The sequence below is a fragment of the Candidatus Blastococcus massiliensis AP3 genome, assembly GCF_000582785.1.
In the GTDB taxonomy this organism is placed as follows: domain Bacteria; phylum Actinomycetota; class Actinomycetes; order Mycobacteriales; family Geodermatophilaceae; genus Blastococcus; species Blastococcus massiliensis.
Map to the genome: position 1 here is coordinate 1,087,383 of NZ_HG931174.1, position 17,901 is coordinate 1,105,283.

Here is a 17,901-nt window from a genome sequence, read left to right on the forward strand (position 1 = left end):
CTTCGTGCCCGGTACCGCCCTGCTCATGCGTGACTTCGGTGACGTCGTCACGCGCCGTCCCGCCGGTACACCAGCACCGAATGCCCGATCCTGATGACGTCGCCGTCCGCGAGCGGCTGGCGGCTGATCCGCCGGCCGTTGACCAGCGTGCCGTTGGTGGAGCCGAGGTCCTCGGCGGTGGCGACGTCGCCCTCGAGGACGACGTCGACGTGCTTGCGGCTGACCCCGGTGTCGGGGAGGCGGATGTCGGCCTCGGTGCCCCGGCCGATGACGTTGCGTCCGCGGGACAGCTCGTGCCGGGTGCCCGGCCCGTCGACGACCAGGGCGTGGGTCGCCATGGACCGTGCCCCCGGACGGCCGGGCGCGACCTTGCCGGTGTCGCCCACGTGACCGCGCAGCGGGGGGAGTGGTGGGAGCGGGGGATGGCCGGGCACGGGCGGGGCGGCGGCGAGGTCACCGCGGGCGGCGGGGTGCGACGGGTCGGCGACCTCCGAGGACACCTCGAACACGCCCGTGGGCAGATCGGCGTCGCGCTCGAGGTAGACCCGCACGGCGTCGAAGATCGAGTAGCCCTCGTCGTCGATGTGCTCGGCGACCATGTCGGCCAGCTCGCCGGCGAGCTGGTCGGACCACTGGCCGAGGTGCTCGTAGTCGGTGTCGCCGAGCCGGACCACGTAGACGTTCGGGGCGAGGATGCGGCCCTCGCCCATGACCGAGCGCTGCTCGTCGGCCTCGCGCTGCAGAGCCTTGGCGATCTCGGCCGGGTGCACCTTGCCCTTGAAGAGCCGGGCGAACGCCAGTCCGACCATGCCTTCCAGCCGCCGCTCGAAGCGCTGCAGCACACCCACAGTCGCTCCCTTGCGCTCGGCCGGACGTCCCGCTGTGTTCGCATGATCGTAGCGGGGCCTCGCGCGGCGGACTGCCAAACGCGCGACGCCCCGCACGATTGTGCTGGCCCCCGGGGAACGACCGACCCCTGCCCCGGGTGACGCCCCCCGGCTGCTATCGTCGTCGCTCGCCGGGCAAGTGGCGGAATGGCAGACGCGCACGGTTCAGGTCCGTGTGTCCGAAAGGACGTGGGGGTTCAACTCCCCCCTTGCCCACACGCACCGAAGGGCTCCCCGAGGGGGAGCCCTTCGTCGTTCCAGGACCGGGTCAGCGGCCGGGCAGCGCCTCCGGTCCGGATCCCTCGTCCTCGTCGTCATCGCCGAAGGACTGGATCAGCAGGACGACGCCCCAGGGCCCGATGACCCAGATCGGCCAGAAGTAGAGCAGCTGCCAGCTGGCCAGGGACGTGATCCCCCAGATGGCCAGCACGATGACCGCGGTGCTCGCCCAGGACCGCCAGGCCCAGGCGTCGGCCTCCCCCCAGCCCCCGCCCCAGCGTGCGGGCCGGTCCTCGCGCCGCGCGACCGAGGAGCCGCTCCAGGCGGCGGGCGCGGCACCGCCGGGCAGGTCGGTGGTCAGCTCCGCGAGCTCGCCGTAGGTCTTCGCCGCGTAGGCGCGGGTCAGCCGCTCCTCGTACTCGGCGACGGTGAGCCGGCCCGCGGCCATGTGCTCGCCCAGGACCGAGGCGACGGCGGCACGGTCGGCGTCGGCTGCGCGCAGGTGCGGTTCGGGCATCGAGCACTCCCAGGGGCGGTGGCCTCCAGTATCGGCCCACCGCCGTCCGTCGTCGTCCACCCATCGGTGGGTTCCACGTGGAACCGGGGCGTCAGCCGGCCGGCGGCACGACGGCGTTCGTGAGGTGGCGGCCGATGACCATCCGCTGGATCTGGTTGGTGCCCTCGAAGATCTGCATGACCTTGGCCTCGCGCATGTAGCGCTCGGCCGGGTGGTCGCGGGTGTAGCCCGCGCCCCCCAGCACCTGGACGGCGTCGGTGGTCACCTTCATCGCGGCGTCGGTGGCCACCAGCTTCGCGATGCTCGCCTGCCGGGAGTAGGGCTTGCCCGCGTCCTTGCGCCGGGCGGCGACCAGGTAGGTGGCCCGCGCGGACTCCACGGCGGCGGCCATGTCCGCCAGCAGGAAGGACACGCCCTGGTGCTGGGCGATGGGACGGCCGAACGCCTCGCGCTCCACCGCGTAGCCGACGGCGAGGTCCAGGGCCGACTGAGCGAGCCCGACCGCGACCGCGCTGACGCCCAGGCGCCCGGAGTCCAGCGCGGCGAGGGCGATCCCCATGCCGCGGCCGCGCTCGCCGACGAGCCGGTCGGCCGGGACGGGGACGTCGTCCAGCCGGATCGCGGCGGTCGTCGACCCCGTCAGCCCCATCTTCTGCTCCGGCGGCGCGGCGCCGAAGCCGGCGAGGTCGGGCGTCAGGTGGAAGCAGGAGATGCCCTTCTCGCCGTCGTCCGGGGTGCGCAGGAACGTGGAGTAGAAGTCGGCCTGGCCGCCGTGGGTGACCCACGCCTTCTCGCCGGACGCCGTCCAGCCGTCCCCGTCGGCCCGGGCGCTGGCGCGGAGCGCGGCGGCGTCGGACCCCGCGTGCGCCTCCGACAGGCAGTAGGCGCCGAGCAGGTGCCCGCCGACCATGTCGGGCAGCAGGTCGCGACGCTGCGCGTCGGTGCCGAACCGGTCGATCGGGAAGCAGGAGAGCGTGTGCACGCTGACGCCCAGCGCCACGCTGGCCCACCGCGCCGCGAGCTCCTCGACCACCTGCAGGTAGACCTCGTAGGGCTGGCCCCCGCCGCCGACGTCCTCGCCGAACGGCAGGCCCATCAGCCCGGCTTCGCCCAGCAGGCGGAACACCTCGCGCGGGAACCGCTCCTCGCGCTCGTACGACGCCGCGTTCGGCGCCAGCTCGGCGTCCGCGATCTCGCGGGTGAGGCGCAGCAGGTGCTCGGCCTCGGGGGTGGGCAGTTCGCGGTCGACGGGCACGGTTCTCCATTCTCGGGCTGCTCAGGACGGTACCTGCGGGAGCAGGAAGGCCCGCTGGAGAAGATGGCCGCGTGCGCATCGAGGAGACGACCTGGGACGACCCCGTCGTCCAGCGGCTCACCGACGACCAGCAGGACGAGATCCGCGGCCTCTACGGCGGGGAGACCGAGCCCGGACGTCGGCCGTCGGCGTCCGACATCTCGGTCGTGCTGGTCGCCCTCGACGACGACGGCACGCCGCTGGGCTGCGGCGCGCTGCGCGAACTGGACGACGGCGTGGCCGAGGTGAAGCGGATGTACGTCGTCCCCTCGGCGCGGCGGCGCGGCGTGAGCCGGGCGGTGCTGGCCGGGCTGGAGGCGACGGCGCGGCAGCGCGGCTGGACCGTGCTCCGGCTGGAGACCGGGCCGCTGCAGGTAGCGGCCATCGCGCTGTACACCTCGGTCGGCTACCGCCCGATCCCGGCGTTCGGGAGCTACGCCGGTGATCCTGGTGCGGCGGACTCGCTGTTCCTCGAGCGCGCGCTGCCCTAGTCCGGCAGCAGCACCTCGAGGCGCGCCGGCCCGCGCAGGATGCGGTTGGGCTTGTAGGTCAGCTCGCCCAGCCGGGCGCCCGCCATCCGCTGCGCCAGGGCCTGCAGCGCCACCCGCCCCTCCAGCCGGGCCAGCGGCGCGCCCAGGCAGTAGTGGTGGCCGATGCTGAACGCCAGGTGCGGACTGGTGCGCGTCGGGTCGAGCCGCAGCGGGTCCGGGTGCTGCTGCGGGTCCCGCCCGGCGGCAGCGATCAACAGCACCACCCGCCCGCCGGCGCGGACGCGGCCACCGGGCACCTCCAGGTCCTCCCGAGCGATGCGTCCGGTCATCTGCACCGGTGGGTCGAGTCGGAGCACCTCCTCGACGACGCCGGCGGCGCAGACCGGGTCGGTCGCCACGCGGGCCCGCAGGTCGTCGTCCCGCAGCAGGGCCAGCGTGCCGTTGGCGATCAGGTTCACGGTGGTCTCGTGCCCGGCCACGAGCAGCAGCTGCGCGGTGCTCAGCAGCTCGTCGGTGGAGAGCCGGTCGCCGTCGTGCTCGATCTGCACCAGCGCGCTCAGCAGGTCGTCGCGCGGCTCGGCCCGGCGCTGCGCGCACAGCTCGGTGAAGTAGGCGCGGAACTCGTCCGCGGCGTGCCGCCGAGCACGGGACTCGTCGGACTCGTCGATGGCCGGGCCGTCGTCCAGGCTCTTGGCCAGCACGTCGGACCACTCGGAGAACCGCAGGTGGTCCTCCTCCGGCACGCCCAGCATCCGGCTGATGACGGTGACCGGCAGGGGGTAGGCGAGGTCGCCGACCACCTCGAGCCGCCCGCGCGCGACGGCGGCGTCCAGCAGGTCCTCGGTGAGCTGCTCGGCGAAGGGGGCGAGCTCCGCGACGGTCCGCGGGGTGAACGCCTTGCTGACCAGGCGCCGCAGGCGGGTGTGGTCCGGGGGGTCGAGGAACAGGAAGCTGCGCTGGCGGTCCTGGCGCGCGCGGTCCTCGGGCGACAGCCGGGCGGCGACCTCCTGCCACTGGGTGGAGTTGCTCCGGTCGACACTGACCAGGGGCGAGCGCAGCACGGCGTCGCAGTGGGCGTGCGAAGTCAGCAGGGCGAACGACTCGTCGGGGGCGACGATCGGCCCGCCGTCGAGCAGTTGCTGCCACAGCGGGTACGGGTCGACGACGTCGATGTTCCGGACCAGGTCCTCGAGATCGCTCACCGGAACATCAGTCCTTCGAAGTCGCCGGACGAGCGCCAGCCGTCCAGATAGGTGAAGTAGGCCGCCGCGCCGGCCGGGTAGCCGACGTTCAGCTTCGCCCGGAGGCCCGCGTCGCGACCCTCGTTGTTGTAGTAGCCGGGGGTGCAGTCGGGCGAGCCGATGACCCCTCTGCCGGGGTGGGTGAGCAACAGGTCGACCCACGCCTGCTCGGCCTCGGCGTTGACCTCGACCTCGGCCGCCCCGGTGTCCAGGGCGTGCCGCACGATCGCGGCGATGGTGCGGCCGGACTCGGTGAGGTTGTGCGGGACATTGCTGATCAGATTGGCGCCCTGGGTGGGCTGGACGACGAACAGGTTCGGGAAGCCGTGCACGTGGGTGCCGTGCAGCGTGCGCATCCCGTCGGCCCAGCGCTCGGAGAGCGTCACGCCGTCCCGCCCGGTCACGTCGTAGCCGGCGCGGCGGGTGTACTCGGTGCCGACCTCGAAGCCCGAGGCGTAGATGATGCAGTCGACCTCGTACTCCCGGCCGTTGGCGACGACGCCGGTCCCGGTGATCCGCTCGACGCCCTTGCCGTCGGTGTGGACCAGGTGCGTCCCCGGCCGGTTGTAGGCGTCGAGGTACTCGTCGTGGAAGCAGGGCCGCTTGCACAGCTGCCGGTACCAGGCCTTGAGCCCCTCGGCGGTCGCCCGATCGGCCACGACGGCGTCGACCCGCGCGCGGATCTCCTCCATCTTCTCGACGTCCGCGTCCTCCATCGCCGCCTGCATGCCGGCGAGGGTCTGCTGCTCGGGCGGCAGGGACAGCACGCGCTCGCGCATCCGGCGGGCCAGGTCGGTCCAGCCGTCCATGACCAGGTCCTCGCCGTCGCCGGCGCCGGTCTGGGTGGCGGTGAAGTTCTCCAGCCAGCGCCGCTGCCAGCCCGGGGTGGCGATCGAGGCGAACCACTCGGGGTCCAGCGGGGCGTTGGCGCGGACGTCGACCGAGGACGGCGTGCGCTGGAAGACGTAGAGCTCGGCGCACGCGCCGGCCAGGTGTGGCACCGCCTGCACCGAGGTGGCGCCGGTGCCGATGATCGCGACCCGCTTGTCGGCCAGCCCGTCCAACGGCGCACCCGACGGGTCGCCGCCGGTGTAGGCGTAGTCCCACCGGCTGGTGTGGAAGCTGTGGCCCCGGAACTCGGTGATCCCCGCGATGCCCGGGAGCTTGGGCACGTGCAGCGGGCCGGTGCCCATGGCGAGGAACGTCGCGGTGAACGCGTCCCCGCGGTCGGTGCGCACCAGCCAGCGCGATCCGGCCTCGTCCCAGCTGATATCGCGCACCTCGGTGTGGAACAGCGCGTCGTCGTACAGGCCGTAGTGCTTCCCGATGCGCTGGCAGTGCTCGAGGATCTCCGGCGCGTGCGCGTACTTCTCGGTCGGCATGTGGCCGGTCTCCTCGAGGAGCGGCATGTAGATCAGCGACGCCGTGTCGCACTGGGCGCCGGGGTAGCGGTTCCAGTACCAGGTGCCGCCGAAGTCCCCGCCCTTCTCCACGATCCGCACGTCCTCGACACCGGCCTCCTTCAGGCGGGCGCCCGTGACCAGGCCCGCGAAGCCACCGCCGATGAAGGCGACGGTGACGTGGTCGGTCCTCGGCTCGCGCTCGACCCGGGGGGTGTAGGGGTCGGTGAGGTAGCCGGCCAGCTCGCCGGTCAGGCGCAGGTACTGGTCGTTGCCGTCGGTGCGCAGGCGCTTGTCGCGCTCCTCCAGGTACTTGCGGCGGACGGCGTCCTTGTCGATCGGCGTCCCGTCGCGGCGCACCGGGCCTCGTACCGACGTCATCGACCGCTCCTCACCGCTGTGCTCCACGCCACAGTCGTCCGCCACGTTATCCGAACCAGGTTCTGGTTCGACCGCGTGAACCGGTTCAGGAGTACGACGACTGGCGGGTCGGGATGCTGAGCGAACGTCACTCGATCCAGTTCGAGCGGGTCGGGTCGCCGACGGTCCGCGGACGGCCGGCCGAGCTCGTCAGCTCCCGCGACGACGCGTGGGTCGTCGGACCTCCGCCGTACTGGGCCCTCGCCTGGGATTCGGACGACACGGTGGTCTGCCAGCTCCAGGCGGTGAAGGACTTCGGCCCGGAGGACGTGGTGGCACTCGCGGAAGGCGTCACGTACACGCCCTGACCCGACGAGATCTGCACACTCACCCCCGTCAGCGGTCTGATGAGGGCGAGTGTGCAGATCTCGCGGTCGGGGATGTGGTGAGCTGAGCTCATGCCCGACATCTGGCCGCCGGACGAGCCCCGCGAGGTCGCGCTGACCGCGGGGGACGCCTCCCTCGCGATCGACCTGCGGGGCGGGGCACTGCGCCGGCTGACCGTCGGCGGCTGGGAGGTGCTCGACGGCTATCCCGCCGGCGGCACCCTCCCCGGCCGGCGCGGCGGCGTCCTGCTGCCCTGGCCCAACCGGATCCGCGACGGCCGCTGGACCTGGGAGGGCGAGGAGCTGCAGCTCGAGGTCGCCTCGCCGTCGTCCCCGAACGCCCAGCACGGCCTGGTCACCTGGCAGCCCTGGTCGGTCCTGGCCGCCACCGGGGACACCGCCACGGTGGGGACGACGGTCCTGCCGCGACCGGGCTACCCCTTCCGGCTGGCCGCCGCGATCGACCACGCGCTGACCGCCGACCGGCTCACGGTCACCCTGCGGGTGCGCAACGACGGCGACCGCCGCGCCCCCTTCGGCGCCGGGTTCCACCCGTACTTCGCCGTCGGCGCCACGGAGGACGGCGGCATCGCCGACGCCCAGGTGGAGCTCCCCGGCCGGACCGAGATGCTGATCGACGGTGGGCTGCCGGCCGGCGGTCGGCGTCCGTTCGACGGGGCCGTCGGCCGCATCGGCGACCGCGCGTTCGACACCCCGCTCACCGACCTGGCCCGGGACGCCGACGGCTGGGCCCGCGCGTGGCTGCGTGGAGCGGCCGGTGAACTGGAGCTCGCCGTCGACGAGGCCTGGCCGTGGCTGCTGGTCTACAGCGGCGACACCCTGCCGCCGGGTCAGCGGCGCCGCAGCCTGGCGCTCGAGCCGATGAGCTGCCCGGCCGCCGCGCTCGCCGACGGCGTGGACGTCGTCGTCCTGGAGCCGGGGGAGACGTGGGCCGGCACGTGGACGCTGTCCTGGACCCCGGCCGGCTGAGATGCGGGTCCTGGAGCTGTGGCGCTACCCGGTCAAGTCCTTGCAGGGCGAACGGCTGACCGAGGTCCACGTCGGGCCGCTCGGCATCCCGCGGGACCGCGGGTGGGCGCTGTTCGACCGGGACACCGGGGTGGGGCTGACCGCCCGCCGGGTGCCCGAGCTGCTGTTCGGCTCGGCCCGGGTGACCCCGGACGGCGGGGTGGAGGTCGTGCTGCCCGACGGCACGGTGGCCGAGGGCCCTTCGGAGATCCCGGCCCTCCTCTCGGACTGGCTGGGCCGCCGGGTGGAGCTCCGGGAGGCGACCGGGAACGTCGACCCCCCGACGTACGAGGACCCGGGGGACGAGACCGCGGACGGCCCCACCGAGTGGCAGCAGTGGGAGGGGGCAACCGGGCCGTTCCACGACAGCCCCCGCATCCGGCTCTCGCTGGTGTCCACCGGGACGCTCGGCGACTGGGACCGGCGCAGGTTCCGGGCCAACGTGCTGCTCGACGGCGAGGGCGAGGACCGCCTGGGCGGGCGGGGCGCCGTCCTGGGCGACGCGGAGCTCCGCTTCGGGGCGCCGATCTTCCGCTGCGTCATGACGACCCGGCCCCAGGCAGGCGGGATCGCCCGGGACACCTCCGTGCTCAAGACCATCCACCGCGAGCGGGACGGCCTGCTCGCCGTCCGGGCCGCCGTCCTCCAGCCGGGCACGGTCCGGGTCGGCGACCTCCTGGAGCCGGCGGCAGACTGAGCGGCATGCGCACCGTCGACCTCCGGCCCGGGGAGGACACCATCCGGCTCGGCCAGCTGCTCAAGCTCGTCGACGCCGTGCCGACCGGCGCGCAGGTGAAGGACGTCCTGGCCACCACCGGCATCCGGGTCAACGGGGAGCCCGAGGACCGTCGCGGCCGCCAGCTGCGCTCCGGGGACGTCGTCTCCGTCGACGGCTTCGGGGACGTCCGGATCCGCTGAGCTCGCCCGAGGAGCTCGCGACTCGGCCATGAGGAGAGCCACGTGGAACGCTGACGACGTGACCACGCCGTACCTCGCGAGCCGCCTGCACGGCTTCGGGACGACGGTGTTCGCCGAGATGAGCGCGCTGGCCGTGGCCACCGGCTCGATCAACCTCGGTCAGGGCTTCCCCGACTACCCCGGCCCGCCCGAGGTGCTCGACGTCGCGCGGGCGGCCATCGGCACCGGGGCCGACCAGTACCCGCCCGGCCCCGGCATCCCCGAGCTGCGGGCGGCGGTCGCCGCGCACCAGCGGCGGTTCTCCGGCCTGAGCTACGACCCCGACACCGAGGTGCTGGTCACCGCGGGCGCGACCGAGGCGCTCGCCGCAGCGATGCTCTCCCTGCTCGAGCCGGGCGACGAGGTCGTGCTGTTCGAGCCCATCTACGACAGCTACTCCGCGTCGATCGCGATGGCCGGTGGTGTCGCACGCCCCGTCCCCCTCCACCCTCCGGCGGCCGAGGGCGGGCGGTGGACGTTCGACCCCGCGGACCTGCGGGCGGCGGTCACGCCGCGCACCCGGCTGCTGCTGGTGAACTCGCCGCACAACCCCACCGGCACCGTCCTCAGCGCCGAGGAGCTGGACCTGCTCGCGGAGCTCGCCGGAGCCCACGACCTGCTCGTGCTCACCGACGAGGTGTACGAGCACCTCGTCTTCGACGGTGCCCGGCACGTCTCGCTCGCCACGCTCCCCGGGATGCGCGAGCGCACCGTCGTGGTGAGCAGCGCCGGCAAGACGTTCAACGTGACCGGCTGGAAGGTGGGCTGGATCTGCGGGCCCGCGCCGCTGGTCGCCGCCGTCCGCACGGCCAAGCAGTTCCTCACCTACGTCAACGCGGGACCGTTCCAGCCCGCGGTCGCGGCCGGCCTGCGGCTCCCCGACGAGTACTTCGCGGGCCTGGCGCGGGACCTCCAGTACCGCCGCGACGTGCTGGTCCGGGGACTGCGGGACGCCGGACTGCCGGTCGTCAGCCCGGAGGCCACGTACTTCGCCACCGTCGACGTCCGCGGCGTGCAGCCCGACGGCGACGGCCTGGCGTTCTGCCGGGCGCTCCCCGGGCGGGCCGGCGTCGTCGCGGTCCCGTCGGGGGTCTTCTACGCACCGGAGCACGCGCACCTGGGCCGGCACCTCGTCCGGTTCGCGTTCTGCAAGAGCGACGACGTGCTCGGCGAGGCCGTCGAGCGCCTCCGCCGACTGGCATGACGGGCCGAAATGGCCATTATGGCCCTGGGCGAGGGGGCGGCATGAGGATTGCGGCGGTGCAGCACGACATCGTCTGGGAGGACCGCGAGGCCAACTTCGCGCGGCTGGCACCACAGGTCGCCCGGGCGGCCGGGGCCGGGGCGGAGCTGGTGCTGCTGAGCGAGACGTTCTCCACCGGCTTCTCCATGACGCCGGGCATCGGCGAGCCCGAGGACGGTCCCTCGGCGGACTTCCTGCGGGCCCGCGCCGCCGAGCACGGCATCTGGGTGGCCGGCAGCTGCCCGGAGATCGCCGGGGACTCCGGCGGGGGCGATGCGGAGCTGCCCTACAACTCGTTCGTCCTGGCCGGGCCCGACGGGACGGTGCACCGCTACCGCAAGCTGCACCCGTTCACCCACGGCGGCGAGCACGAGCGCTTCCGGGCCGGTGACGGGCCGGTGACGGTGACCATCGGCGGCCTGCGGATCACCCCGTTCATCTGCTACGACCTGCGCTTCGCCGACGTGTTCTGGCGGTCGGCACCGGAGACCGACGTCTACCTCGTCACCGCGAACTGGCCCGCCGCCCGGCGGCTGCACTGGACGACGCTGCTGCAGGCCCGCGCCATCGAGAACCAGGCCTACGTCGTCGGCTGTAACCGGGTGGGCGTGGCCGGCGACGGCACGGAGTACGCGGGCGACACCCGGATCGTGGGTCCGACGGGGGAGCTGCTGGCCACCGCGGCGGCTGTGGAGACCGTCGTGGTCGCCGACGTCGACGCCGCGGAGGTGGCCGCGACCCGCGACCGGTTCCCCGTCTTCAAGGATCGGCAGAGCATGGGCGACCGTCGGGGCTGACCGGTCGCGGCGGCCCGGACGGGGGCCTCAGCCGCTACCGTGCTCCGCCCATGGAGCGCCGTCGCGGACGCCGGGAACACATCGTCCCGCCCGCAGCGCTGGCGCGGTCGTGAGCAGCAGCGCCGGCCGGTCGCGCACCGTCCATCTCGGCGGCCAGCTGTCCGGTCCGGTGCGACGACTGATCTCCTCGGGCCTGGCCGGCGCCGCGCTGCTGGTCGGCGCCACGGTCCTCGCGCTGGTCTGGGCCAACTCCCCGTGGGGCGACTCCTACGAGCGGCTGTGGCACACCGAGTTCGCCGTCCGTCTCGGGGACCGGGGCATCGCCCAGGACCTGCAGCACTGGGTGAACGACGGCCTCATGGTGTTCTTCTTCTTCCTGATCGGCATGGAGGTGCGCCGGGAGCTGTCGATGGGCGAGCTGGCCCAGCGCAGCCGGCTGACCGTGCCGGCGCTGGCGGCCGTCGGCGGGCTCGCGCTCCCTGCGCTGATCTTCTACGCCTTCACCGCCGGGACCCCGGCCGCGCACGGGTGGGGGATCCCGATCGCCACGGACACGGCGTTCGTCCTGGGAGCGCTGGCGGTCTTCGGCCGGCACTTCCCGATCCAGCTGCGGGTCTTCCTCCTCTCGCTCTCGGTCGTCGACGACATCGGCGCCCTCGCGGTGATCGCGGTCTTCTACACCGACGACCTCGACCTCGGTGCCCTCGGTGTGGCCGGGCTCTGCGTGCTCGTCTTCATCGGGCTGTCGAAGCTGCAGGTCTGGCGAGGCCCGGCCTACTTCGCCGTCGGCGTCGTCATGTGGGTGGCGATGTACGAGTCCGGGGTGCACGCCACCATCGGCGGCGTCGTCCTCGGCCTGCTGGTCAGCGCCTATCCCCCGCGGCGGGACGAGGTCGAGCGGGCCGGTGTGCTCACCCGGGCCTTCCGGCAGTCCCCCGGGCCGGGCCTGGCACGGCAGGCGAAGCTGTCGGTGGAGCGCGCCGTGTCGCCCAACGAGCGCATCGGCGCCGTGCTGGTCCCGTGGAGCACCTACCTCGTCGTGCCGGTGTTCGCGCTGGCCAACGCGGGGGTCGGCATCGACGGCGACCTGCTGGAGCGGGCGGTCGGCTCCGCGGTCACGCTCGGCGTGTTCTTCGGCCTGGTCGTCGGCAAGCTGCTCGGCGTCGGGCTGGCCGCCACGATCGCCGTCACGCTGCGCCTCGGCCCCTTGCCCCCGGGGGTCACGCTGGGTGCGGTCTGGGGTGGCGCCGCGCTCACCGGCCTGGGGTTCACCGTCTCGCTCTTCGTCACGGACCTCGCGTTCGACGACGAGGCGCTGCGCGAGGAGGCGACCATCGGCATCCTCGCGGCCGCGGTGGCCGCCACGCTGCTGGGCGCCCTGGTCCTCCGGCTGGTGGGCCGCGGGTCGTCAGGGGTGCCGCAGCGCCCGGCGCTGCTGGATCCGCCGGTCGATCCCGCCGTGGACCACGTGCGCGGACCGGTCGAGGCACCGCTCACGCTCGTCGAGTACGGCGACGTCGAGTGCCCCTTCTGCGGCCGGGCCACCGGCGTGGTCGGCGAGCTCCGGCAACGCTTCGGCGACGAGCTGCGCTACGTCTTCCGCCACCTCCCGCTCGTCGACGTGCACCCGGCGGCCGAGCTGGCGGCGGAGGCCGTCGAGGCGGCCGGCGCGCAGGGGGCGTTCTGGGCCATGCACGACCGGTTGTTCGCCGCCCAGGACCGGCTGGACGCGGCGGACCTGCTCGAGCACGCCGCCGCGCTGGGCCTGGACCTGGAGCGCTTCGCCCGCGAGCTGGGCGAGGCGACCCACGCCGCCCGGGTGCGCGAGGACGTGGCCAGCGCGGAGGCCAGCGGGGTGCAGGGCACCCCGGCCTTCTTCGTCAACGGCGCCCGGCACGACGGGCCGACGACCACCGACGCGCTGGCCGCCGCCCTGCTGGCGACCGATCCGCGCGGCGTGCCGGCGGAGCGCCGGCCCGCGCCCGCCCGGGAGGACGACGGCCCCTCCTGGGCGCCGCTGTCGCCCCGGGCACGGATGGACGCCGTGGCCGAGCTGGCGGCGCTGGACGGCGCCGCGGAGACGCCGGACGCCGACGGCTCGTCACCGCGGCTGACCGACCGGCAGCTGGCGGTGCTGCGCCGCTACGGCCGCCGCCGGCCGAGCGCGACCGGGGACGTGCTGGTGCAGGGCGGCAGCGCGGAGTGGGACTTCGTCGTCGTGCTGTCCGGGACCGTCGCGGTCGTCGAGGACGACGACGGGGACGACGGGCCCCGGGTGGTCTCCGTGGTGGGTCCGAACCGCTTCCTCGGCGGGCTCAACATGCTCGCCGGGCAGCCCGCCGTCCGCTCCGTCGTGGGGGCGGCGCCCGGCGACGTCCTCACCCTGACCGTGGACCGGCTGCGGGCGGTCATGGCGGACGACCGGGAGCTGGCCCAGCTCATCACCCGCGCCCTGCTGATCCGGCGGGCCATGCTCATCGGCCGGGCCACGGGGTTGCGGGTGCTCGGCGACCGGCGCTGGGCAGCCAGCAGCCGGCTGCGCGACGTCCTGGCCGACCAGGGCATCGGGCACACCTGGCTGGATCCGGCGGAGGATCCGGCCGCCCGGGCGATGCTCGACGAACTGGACCCTCCGGCCGGCGTGCCGGTCGTGCTGGCGCCGGACGGCCGCGTGCTGTTCGACCCGAGCGGGGACGAGCTGGTGCGCCTGGCGGGACGGCCGGCCCGCTGACGCTCAGCGGCCGTCGGGGGACCGGTCGTGGTCGACGGCGACCTGCTCCCGCTGCACCGTCCCCGAGACCGACTCCTGCCCGGTCACGAGCTCCGTGCGCAGCCGGACCCGCTCGACGGGCACCACCTCGACGGTCACCACCGGCCGCTCGGCGTGGAGGACGATCTCGTCGGGGAGCCCGGAGCCGACGGCCGCGGTCCGGGCACCGTCGACGAGCGACTCCCCGTCCACGCCGTCGTCCTCCGGATCGGCGTCCAGGGGCAGCTCCTCGATCCTGATCTCCTCGCGGCGCACCGGCACCGTCACCTGGACCTCCTCGGTGACGACGTACCGGACGACCCGCACCCGGCGCTGCGCCACCGACTCGGTCCGCACCCGCAGCTGCTCCTCGCTCCGGACCATGGCGCCGTCCGCGCCGCCGTCCGCACGGTCGTCCGCCCGGCCGTCCACGTGCCGGTCCTCCGATTCCGCCGGGCCCTCCCCGGCGGAGCGCCGGGCCTGCGCGTAGTGCCGGCGCAGCTCCTCCTCGTCCTCGGGTGCGAGGTGCTCGCCACCCAGCCGCGGGGCGTCGGACACCGCGCCCGCGGGCACCGTCAACTGCAGACGGCCGTCGGCGAACGTCGCGTCGTCGGCCGGGGCGATGGCGCGCCGCGTGCCGAGGAGCCCGCTGGAGACCGACACCCACGTCGGAACTCCGGTGAGGTCGTCGCTGTAGAAGCTGTCGACGGTGCCGACCGACCGGCCGTCGCTGCCGTACACGGTGCTGCCGATCGCCGCCGACACGTCCTGTTCGCTGACCATGGAACCGACCTCCCGGAGCGCGCGGCGTCCGCTGCTGGGCGCCGGCCCCGGAGGCGTGCCCATCCGGCACCGTCCACGAACATGCCCCTGCTCGACGTGGCGGGACGTCCCCTCCGGTCCGGAGGGTCGCCCGCCCCGACGGGACGGCGCCGTACCGTGCCCTGGTGCGGGCCGACCACCTCGAGATCGAGACGAAGTTCGACGTCCCCGCCACCTTCGTCGTCCCCGACCTGACCGTGGTGGACGGCGTGACCTCGGCGGACGCCCCCGTCGAGCACCGGCTCGAGGCGCGCTACTTCGACACCGCGGACCTGCGGCTGGCTCAGGCCCGGATCACCCTGCGGCGGCGCACCGGCGGGACGGACGACGGATGGCACGTCAAGGTGCCGGCAGCGGGGAACGCCCGCCTGGAGCTGCACCGGCCGCTGGGCCGGGCGGCCCGGCGGCCACCGAAGGCCGTGCTCGCCCCGGTCGGCGGCATCCTCCGCGGCGCCGTGCCGGCACCGGTCGCGCACCTGCACACCCGCCGGGTGGTCACGGTCCTCCGGGACGCCGACGGGCGGGCCCTCGCGGAGGTCGCCGACGACACGGTGACCGCCACCAGGCTGAGCGGCCCGGAGGGGACCGCGGAAGTGCGCAGCTGGCGGGAGGTCGAGGTCGAGCTCCTGGACGGACCGCCCGACCTGCTCGCGCCCGTGGGGGAGCGGCTGGTGGCGGCCGGCGCGGAGCGCACCGACCGGGCCTCCAAGCTCACCCGGGCCCTGGGCCTCGGCCCGGCGACGACGAGCGTCGCGCGCGGGGGAGCGAAGAAGGGCACGAAGAAGACGAGACGGGTGGAGGCGGGCGAGGTGGCCCTGTCCGCCCTGCGGGAACGGATCATCGCGCTCGGGCACGCGGACGTGGCCGCGCGCACCGGTCAGGACGACGCGGTGCACCGGATGCGCGTCGCCTGCCGCCACCTGCGCGGGATGCTGGCCTCCTTCGGTCCCGTGCTCGCGCGCGAGGCCACCGATCCGGTGCGGGACGAGCTGGCGTGGCTCGCAGGCCGGCTGTCCGAGCCCCGCGACGAGCAGGTCGCGCTGGCCCACCTGCGTGCCGCCGTGGCGGAGCTGCCGGCAGAGCTCGTGCTCGGCCCCGTCGACGCGCGCCTGCGGACCGCCCAGGTGGGAGCGGCGGAGAGCCGCCGCGCCTCCGCCGGTGCGCTCGTGGCCGAGGAGCGCCATCTCCGCCTGCTCGACGCCCTGCATGCGCTGCTGGCCGATCCGCCGCTGACCGCCACGGCCGGGAAGCCGGCCGGTCCGGTCCTGGAGGCCGTCCTGCACCGGGAGGTGAGGCGGCTGCGGCGCGCCGTGGCGCGGGCCGACGCCCGCTCCGGGCAGGAGCGCACGGAGGCCCTGCACCGGGTCCGCAGGACCGCGCGGCGCGCCCGGTACACCGCGGCGGCGATCGCGCCCGCGCACGGCCGTTCCGCGGAGGTGGTCGCCGCGGCGGCGAAGCGGACCCAGCGGTTGCTGGGAGAGCTCCAGGACCTGGTCGTCGTCGGCGAGTGCTGTCGCCGGCTCGCGGTCGGCGCGCACGCCGCCGGGGAACCGGGGTTCACCTACGGCCTGCTGCTCGGCCGCGCCGAGGCGCGGGCCGCGGAGGCCGAGCGGGCCTTCGCCGAGCGCTGGCCCGGTCTCGCGGAACGCCTGTCGGCTGCGATCCGCCGGTGATCGCCCTGCTGGTCTTCGGCACGGTCATCCTGCTGGTGATGGCGCTGTTGCACGGCTACCTCTGGCTGCGCCTCGTCCGCGACACCACCCGGCCCGGGCGCGCCCGCCGGGGACTGACGCTGCTCACCGCCGCCCTGGCACTGCTCCCGGTGGCGGCGATCCTGCTGCGGCGGTCCCTCCCGCCGGATGCCGCCGCCCCGCTGGACTGGGTGGCCTTCTCCTGGCTGGGCGTCGCCTTCTACGCCTTCCTCGCGCTGCTCGCGCTCGAGCCGGTGCGCCTGATGGCCAGGATCTGGAGAAGGGTCGGCCCGAGTGGGGCCCGCAGGGTCCCGCGCAGGGACGACGGACCCGCTCCGCCCGACCGGAGGACGGCTCCTGGCCGCGGTGCGGTCCGGGAGGACCGCGATGTCAGCTCCACGCGTCGCGTGTTCCTCGCGCGTTCGCTGGCGGTCACGGCGGGTGCCGCGGCGCTCGGCACCGCGGGGACCGGCGCCTACCTCGCCCAGGCCGCGCCGGTGGTCCGGCGCGTGCCGGTGACCCTGCGCGGCCTCGATCCCGCGCTCGAGGGGCTGCGGATCGTCACCTTCTCCGACGCCCACCTCTCCTCCACCTTCCGCGGGCGCCGGTTCGAGCGGGTGGTCGAGACCGTCAACGCCCAGCGGCCCGACGTCGTGGCGATCGTCGGCGACCTGGTCGACGGGGACGTCGACGACCTTCGCGAGGAGGTGGCGCCCCTGGCCGACCTGGTCAGCGAGCACGGCGTCTTCTTCGTCACCGGCAACCACGAGTACTTCGTGGACACCCGTGCCTGGCTGCGGCACCTTCCTTCGCTCGGGGTGCAGGTGCTGCGCAACGAGCGGGTCGCGATCGGCCGGGGCGGCGCCTCGTTCGACCTCGCCGGCATCGACGACCGGATGGCCGCCTCCTCCGGCGTCCCAGGGCACGGCGCCGACCTGGACGCCGCGCTCGACGGACGCGACGACGCCACGCCGGTGGTGCTGCTGGCCCACCAGCCGGTCATGGTCGAGCAGGCGCGGGCGGCGGGCGTGGACCTGCAGCTGTCCGGCCACACCCACGGAGGGCAGCTGTGGCCCTTCGACTACGCCGTCCGGCTGGACCAGCCGGCGGTCCAGGGCTGGTCGCGGCACGGCGACACCCAGCTCTACGTGACGCCGGGGGTGGGACACTGGGGCCCGCCGATGCGCGTCGGCGCCCGACCGGAGGTCACCGTGGTGGAGCTGAGCGGAGGCCCGAGGTGACCAGCTCGACCGGCGCCCGCGAGGTCCCCCGGCCGAGGTCGGAGGTGTGGCGGGCCGTGGCTGTGCTCCGCCCGTACTGCGCCACCTGCGACGTCACCTACGTGGTCTCCGGTTCCGGTCGGGGGGCGACGTTCGTCGCCGTGTCCGGCCGCCTCGACGGTCCACCGCCCGACGGAGCGCCACGCGGCGAGATCGTCGAGTGGGCGCCCGGGCGGGCGGTCACCACCCGGCTGGAGCTCACCCCCGAGACGTGGACCACCCGCGTGGAGCTCGCCGACACCGCCGACGGGGGCACGCGCGTGACCATGACCGTCACCCACGAGCCGCGTGGTGGCGGCCGGCTGGCCCGCCGCGTGCTGAATCGCGCGGCGCGGAGGATGGTGCAGCGCACCGTGGAGTCCGAGCTGGACAAGGTGCCGGCGCACCTGGCGGATCTGCGCAGCTGAACCGCGGGGGGCGCACCCCCGTTCGAGGGAACCGGGCATTCCCACCGGATCGGCTGGGTAGGGCCTCACCCGTGCCTCGGCGGCACGCCCGGCACCGTGCCGGGACCGCGCACGCCGGGCTGGCCATCTGA

At 74.7% G+C, this 17,901-nt stretch carries 17 protein-coding genes and 1 tRNA gene; 12 read left to right on the top strand and 6 right to left on the bottom strand.

The window, feature by feature from the left end; all coding sequences use genetic code 11:
* Nucleotides 1–47 precede the first annotated feature (47 nt).
* Nucleotides 48–848 (bottom strand): FhaA domain-containing protein, encoded by an 801-nt coding sequence (locus BN344_RS13695; protein ID WP_040338903.1) that lies wholly within the window; start codon nucleotides 846–848, stop codon nucleotides 48–50.
* A 172-nt stretch (nucleotides 849–1,020) separates the two neighbouring features.
* Between BN344_RS13695 and BN344_RS13700 the strand changes: the two genes are divergently transcribed.
* Nucleotides 1,021–1,103 (top strand) — tRNA-Leu (locus BN344_RS13700).
* Between the two features lie 52 nt (nucleotides 1,104–1,155).
* Here the strand turns inward: BN344_RS13700 and BN344_RS13705 are convergent.
* Together BN344_RS13705 and BN344_RS13710 are read right to left on the bottom strand one after the other, a co-directional pair.
* Complete coding sequence (locus tag BN344_RS13705) at nucleotides 1,156–1,623, bottom strand: DUF1707 SHOCT-like domain-containing protein (RefSeq protein WP_051515874.1); 468 nt, start codon at nucleotides 1,621–1,623, stop codon at nucleotides 1,156–1,158.
* Nucleotides 1,624–1,714: 91 nt separating this feature from the next.
* On the bottom strand, nucleotides 1,715–2,878 hold the full coding sequence (locus tag BN344_RS13710) for an acyl-CoA dehydrogenase family protein (protein WP_040338904.1): 1,164 nt from the start codon (nucleotides 2,876–2,878) through the stop codon (nucleotides 1,715–1,717).
* Between the two features lie 71 nt (nucleotides 2,879–2,949).
* Between BN344_RS13710 and BN344_RS13715 the strand changes: the two genes are divergently transcribed.
* A complete protein-coding gene (locus BN344_RS13715; RefSeq protein ID WP_040338905.1) occupies nucleotides 2,950–3,408 on the top strand; it encodes a GNAT family N-acetyltransferase in 459 nt (152 codons plus the stop codon).
* Here the strand turns inward: BN344_RS13715 and BN344_RS13720 are convergent.
* Both BN344_RS13720 and BN344_RS13725 read right to left on the bottom strand, forming a co-directional pair.
* Nucleotides 3,405–4,610, bottom strand: a complete 1,206-nt coding sequence (locus BN344_RS13720; protein ID WP_040338906.1) for a cytochrome P450 — start codon at nucleotides 4,608–4,610, stop codon at nucleotides 3,405–3,407. The two genes, BN344_RS13715 and BN344_RS13720, sit on opposite strands and share 4 nt — an antisense overlap.
* On the bottom strand, nucleotides 4,607–6,430 hold the full coding sequence (locus BN344_RS13725) for a flavin-containing monooxygenase (RefSeq protein ID WP_040339271.1): 1,824 nt from the start codon (nucleotides 6,428–6,430) through the stop codon (nucleotides 4,607–4,609). Before BN344_RS13725 ends, BN344_RS13720 begins: the two co-directional genes overlap by 4 nt.
* Before the next feature lie 113 nt (nucleotides 6,431–6,543).
* On the opposite strand from BN344_RS13725, the gene BN344_RS13730 reads away from it, so the two are divergent.
* The 7 genes from BN344_RS13730 (at nucleotide 6,544) to nhaA (ending at nucleotide 13,552) form a co-directional block, all read left to right on the top strand.
* Nucleotides 6,544–6,777 carry a hypothetical protein gene (locus BN344_RS13730; protein ID WP_040338907.1) on the top strand — a complete coding sequence of 78 codons (234 nt, stop codon included), beginning with the start codon at nucleotides 6,544–6,546 and terminating at the stop codon, nucleotides 6,775–6,777.
* Between the two features lie 90 nt (nucleotides 6,778–6,867).
* The gene (locus BN344_RS13735; RefSeq protein ID WP_040338908.1) at nucleotides 6,868–7,785 is read left to right on the top strand and encodes an aldose epimerase family protein; all 918 of its coding nucleotides are present in this window, start codon (nucleotides 6,868–6,870) and stop codon (nucleotides 7,783–7,785) included.
* Nucleotide 7,786: 1 nt separating this feature from the next.
* Entirely contained in the window at nucleotides 7,787–8,521 is a 735-nt protein-coding gene (locus BN344_RS13740) for an MOSC domain-containing protein (protein WP_040338909.1), read from the top strand.
* A gap of 5 nt (nucleotides 8,522–8,526) precedes the next feature.
* Nucleotides 8,527–8,742, top strand: a complete 216-nt coding sequence (locus tag BN344_RS13745; RefSeq protein WP_040338910.1) for an RNA-binding S4 domain-containing protein — start codon at nucleotides 8,527–8,529, stop codon at nucleotides 8,740–8,742.
* 58 nt (nucleotides 8,743–8,800) lie between these two features.
* On the top strand, nucleotides 8,801–9,985 hold the full coding sequence (locus tag BN344_RS13750) for a pyridoxal phosphate-dependent aminotransferase (protein WP_231486802.1): 1,185 nt from the start codon (nucleotides 8,801–8,803) through the stop codon (nucleotides 9,983–9,985).
* Nucleotides 9,986–10,041: 56 nt separating this feature from the next.
* Nucleotides 10,042–10,821 carry a nitrilase-related carbon-nitrogen hydrolase gene (locus BN344_RS13755; RefSeq protein ID WP_231486803.1) on the top strand — a complete coding sequence of 260 codons (780 nt, stop codon included), beginning with the start codon at nucleotides 10,042–10,044 and terminating at the stop codon, nucleotides 10,819–10,821.
* 109 nt (nucleotides 10,822–10,930) lie between these two features.
* Nucleotides 10,931–13,552 carry a Na+/H+ antiporter NhaA gene (gene nhaA, locus BN344_RS13760; RefSeq protein ID WP_081788600.1) on the top strand — a complete coding sequence of 874 codons (2,622 nt, stop codon included), beginning with the start codon at nucleotides 10,931–10,933 and terminating at the stop codon, nucleotides 13,550–13,552.
* A gap of 3 nt (nucleotides 13,553–13,555) precedes the next feature.
* On the opposite strand, the gene BN344_RS13765 is transcribed toward nhaA, so the two are convergent.
* Nucleotides 13,556–14,353, bottom strand: coding sequence for a PRC-barrel domain-containing protein (locus BN344_RS13765; RefSeq protein ID WP_051515875.1), 798 nt, complete (start codon nucleotides 14,351–14,353; stop codon nucleotides 13,556–13,558).
* Nucleotides 14,354–14,517: 164 nt separating this feature from the next.
* On the opposite strand from BN344_RS13765, the gene BN344_RS13770 reads away from it, so the two are divergent.
* Genes BN344_RS13770 through BN344_RS13780 form a run of 3 tightly spaced genes read left to right on the top strand, consistent with a single transcriptional unit; the run spans nucleotide 14,518 to nucleotide 17,770 of the window.
* Nucleotides 14,518–16,065: a CYTH and CHAD domain-containing protein gene (locus tag BN344_RS13770; RefSeq protein ID WP_040338913.1), complete on the top strand. Its 1,548-nt coding sequence runs from the start codon at nucleotides 14,518–14,520 to the stop codon at nucleotides 16,063–16,065.
* Nucleotides 16,062–17,324 carry a metallophosphoesterase gene (locus tag BN344_RS13775; protein ID WP_231486805.1) on the top strand — a complete coding sequence of 421 codons (1,263 nt, stop codon included), beginning with the start codon at nucleotides 16,062–16,064 and terminating at the stop codon, nucleotides 17,322–17,324. The genes BN344_RS13770 and BN344_RS13775 overlap by 4 nt, the downstream gene beginning before the upstream one ends.
* Nucleotides 17,321–17,770 (top strand): SRPBCC family protein, encoded by a 450-nt coding sequence (locus tag BN344_RS13780; RefSeq protein WP_040338914.1) that lies wholly within the window; start codon nucleotides 17,321–17,323, stop codon nucleotides 17,768–17,770. The genes BN344_RS13775 and BN344_RS13780 overlap by 4 nt, the downstream gene beginning before the upstream one ends.
* The last annotated feature ends 131 nt before the right edge of the window (nucleotides 17,771–17,901 follow it).

Bases quoted from the DNA above. Each gene is read 5' to 3' on its own strand.
- BN344_RS13725 (WP_040339271.1), bottom strand. From the start codon at position 6,430: ATGACGTCGGTACGAGGCCCGGTGCGCCGCGACGGGACGCCGATCGAC.
- BN344_RS13705 (WP_051515874.1), bottom strand. From the start codon at position 1,623: ATGCCCGAACCGCACCTGCGCGCAGCCGACGCCGACCGTGCCGCCGTC.
- BN344_RS13730 (WP_040338907.1), top strand. From the start codon at position 6,544: ATGCTGAGCGAACGTCACTCGATCCAGTTCGAGCGGGTCGGGTCGCCG.
- BN344_RS13745 (WP_040338910.1), top strand. From the start codon at position 8,527: ATGCGCACCGTCGACCTCCGGCCCGGGGAGGACACCATCCGGCTCGGC.
- BN344_RS13740 (WP_040338909.1), top strand. From the start codon at position 7,787: ATGCGGGTCCTGGAGCTGTGGCGCTACCCGGTCAAGTCCTTGCAGGGC.
- BN344_RS13735 (WP_040338908.1), top strand. From the start codon at position 6,868: ATGCCCGACATCTGGCCGCCGGACGAGCCCCGCGAGGTCGCGCTGACC.
- BN344_RS13765 (WP_051515875.1), bottom strand. From the start codon at position 14,353: ATGGTCAGCGAACAGGACGTGTCGGCGGCGATCGGCAGCACCGTGTAC.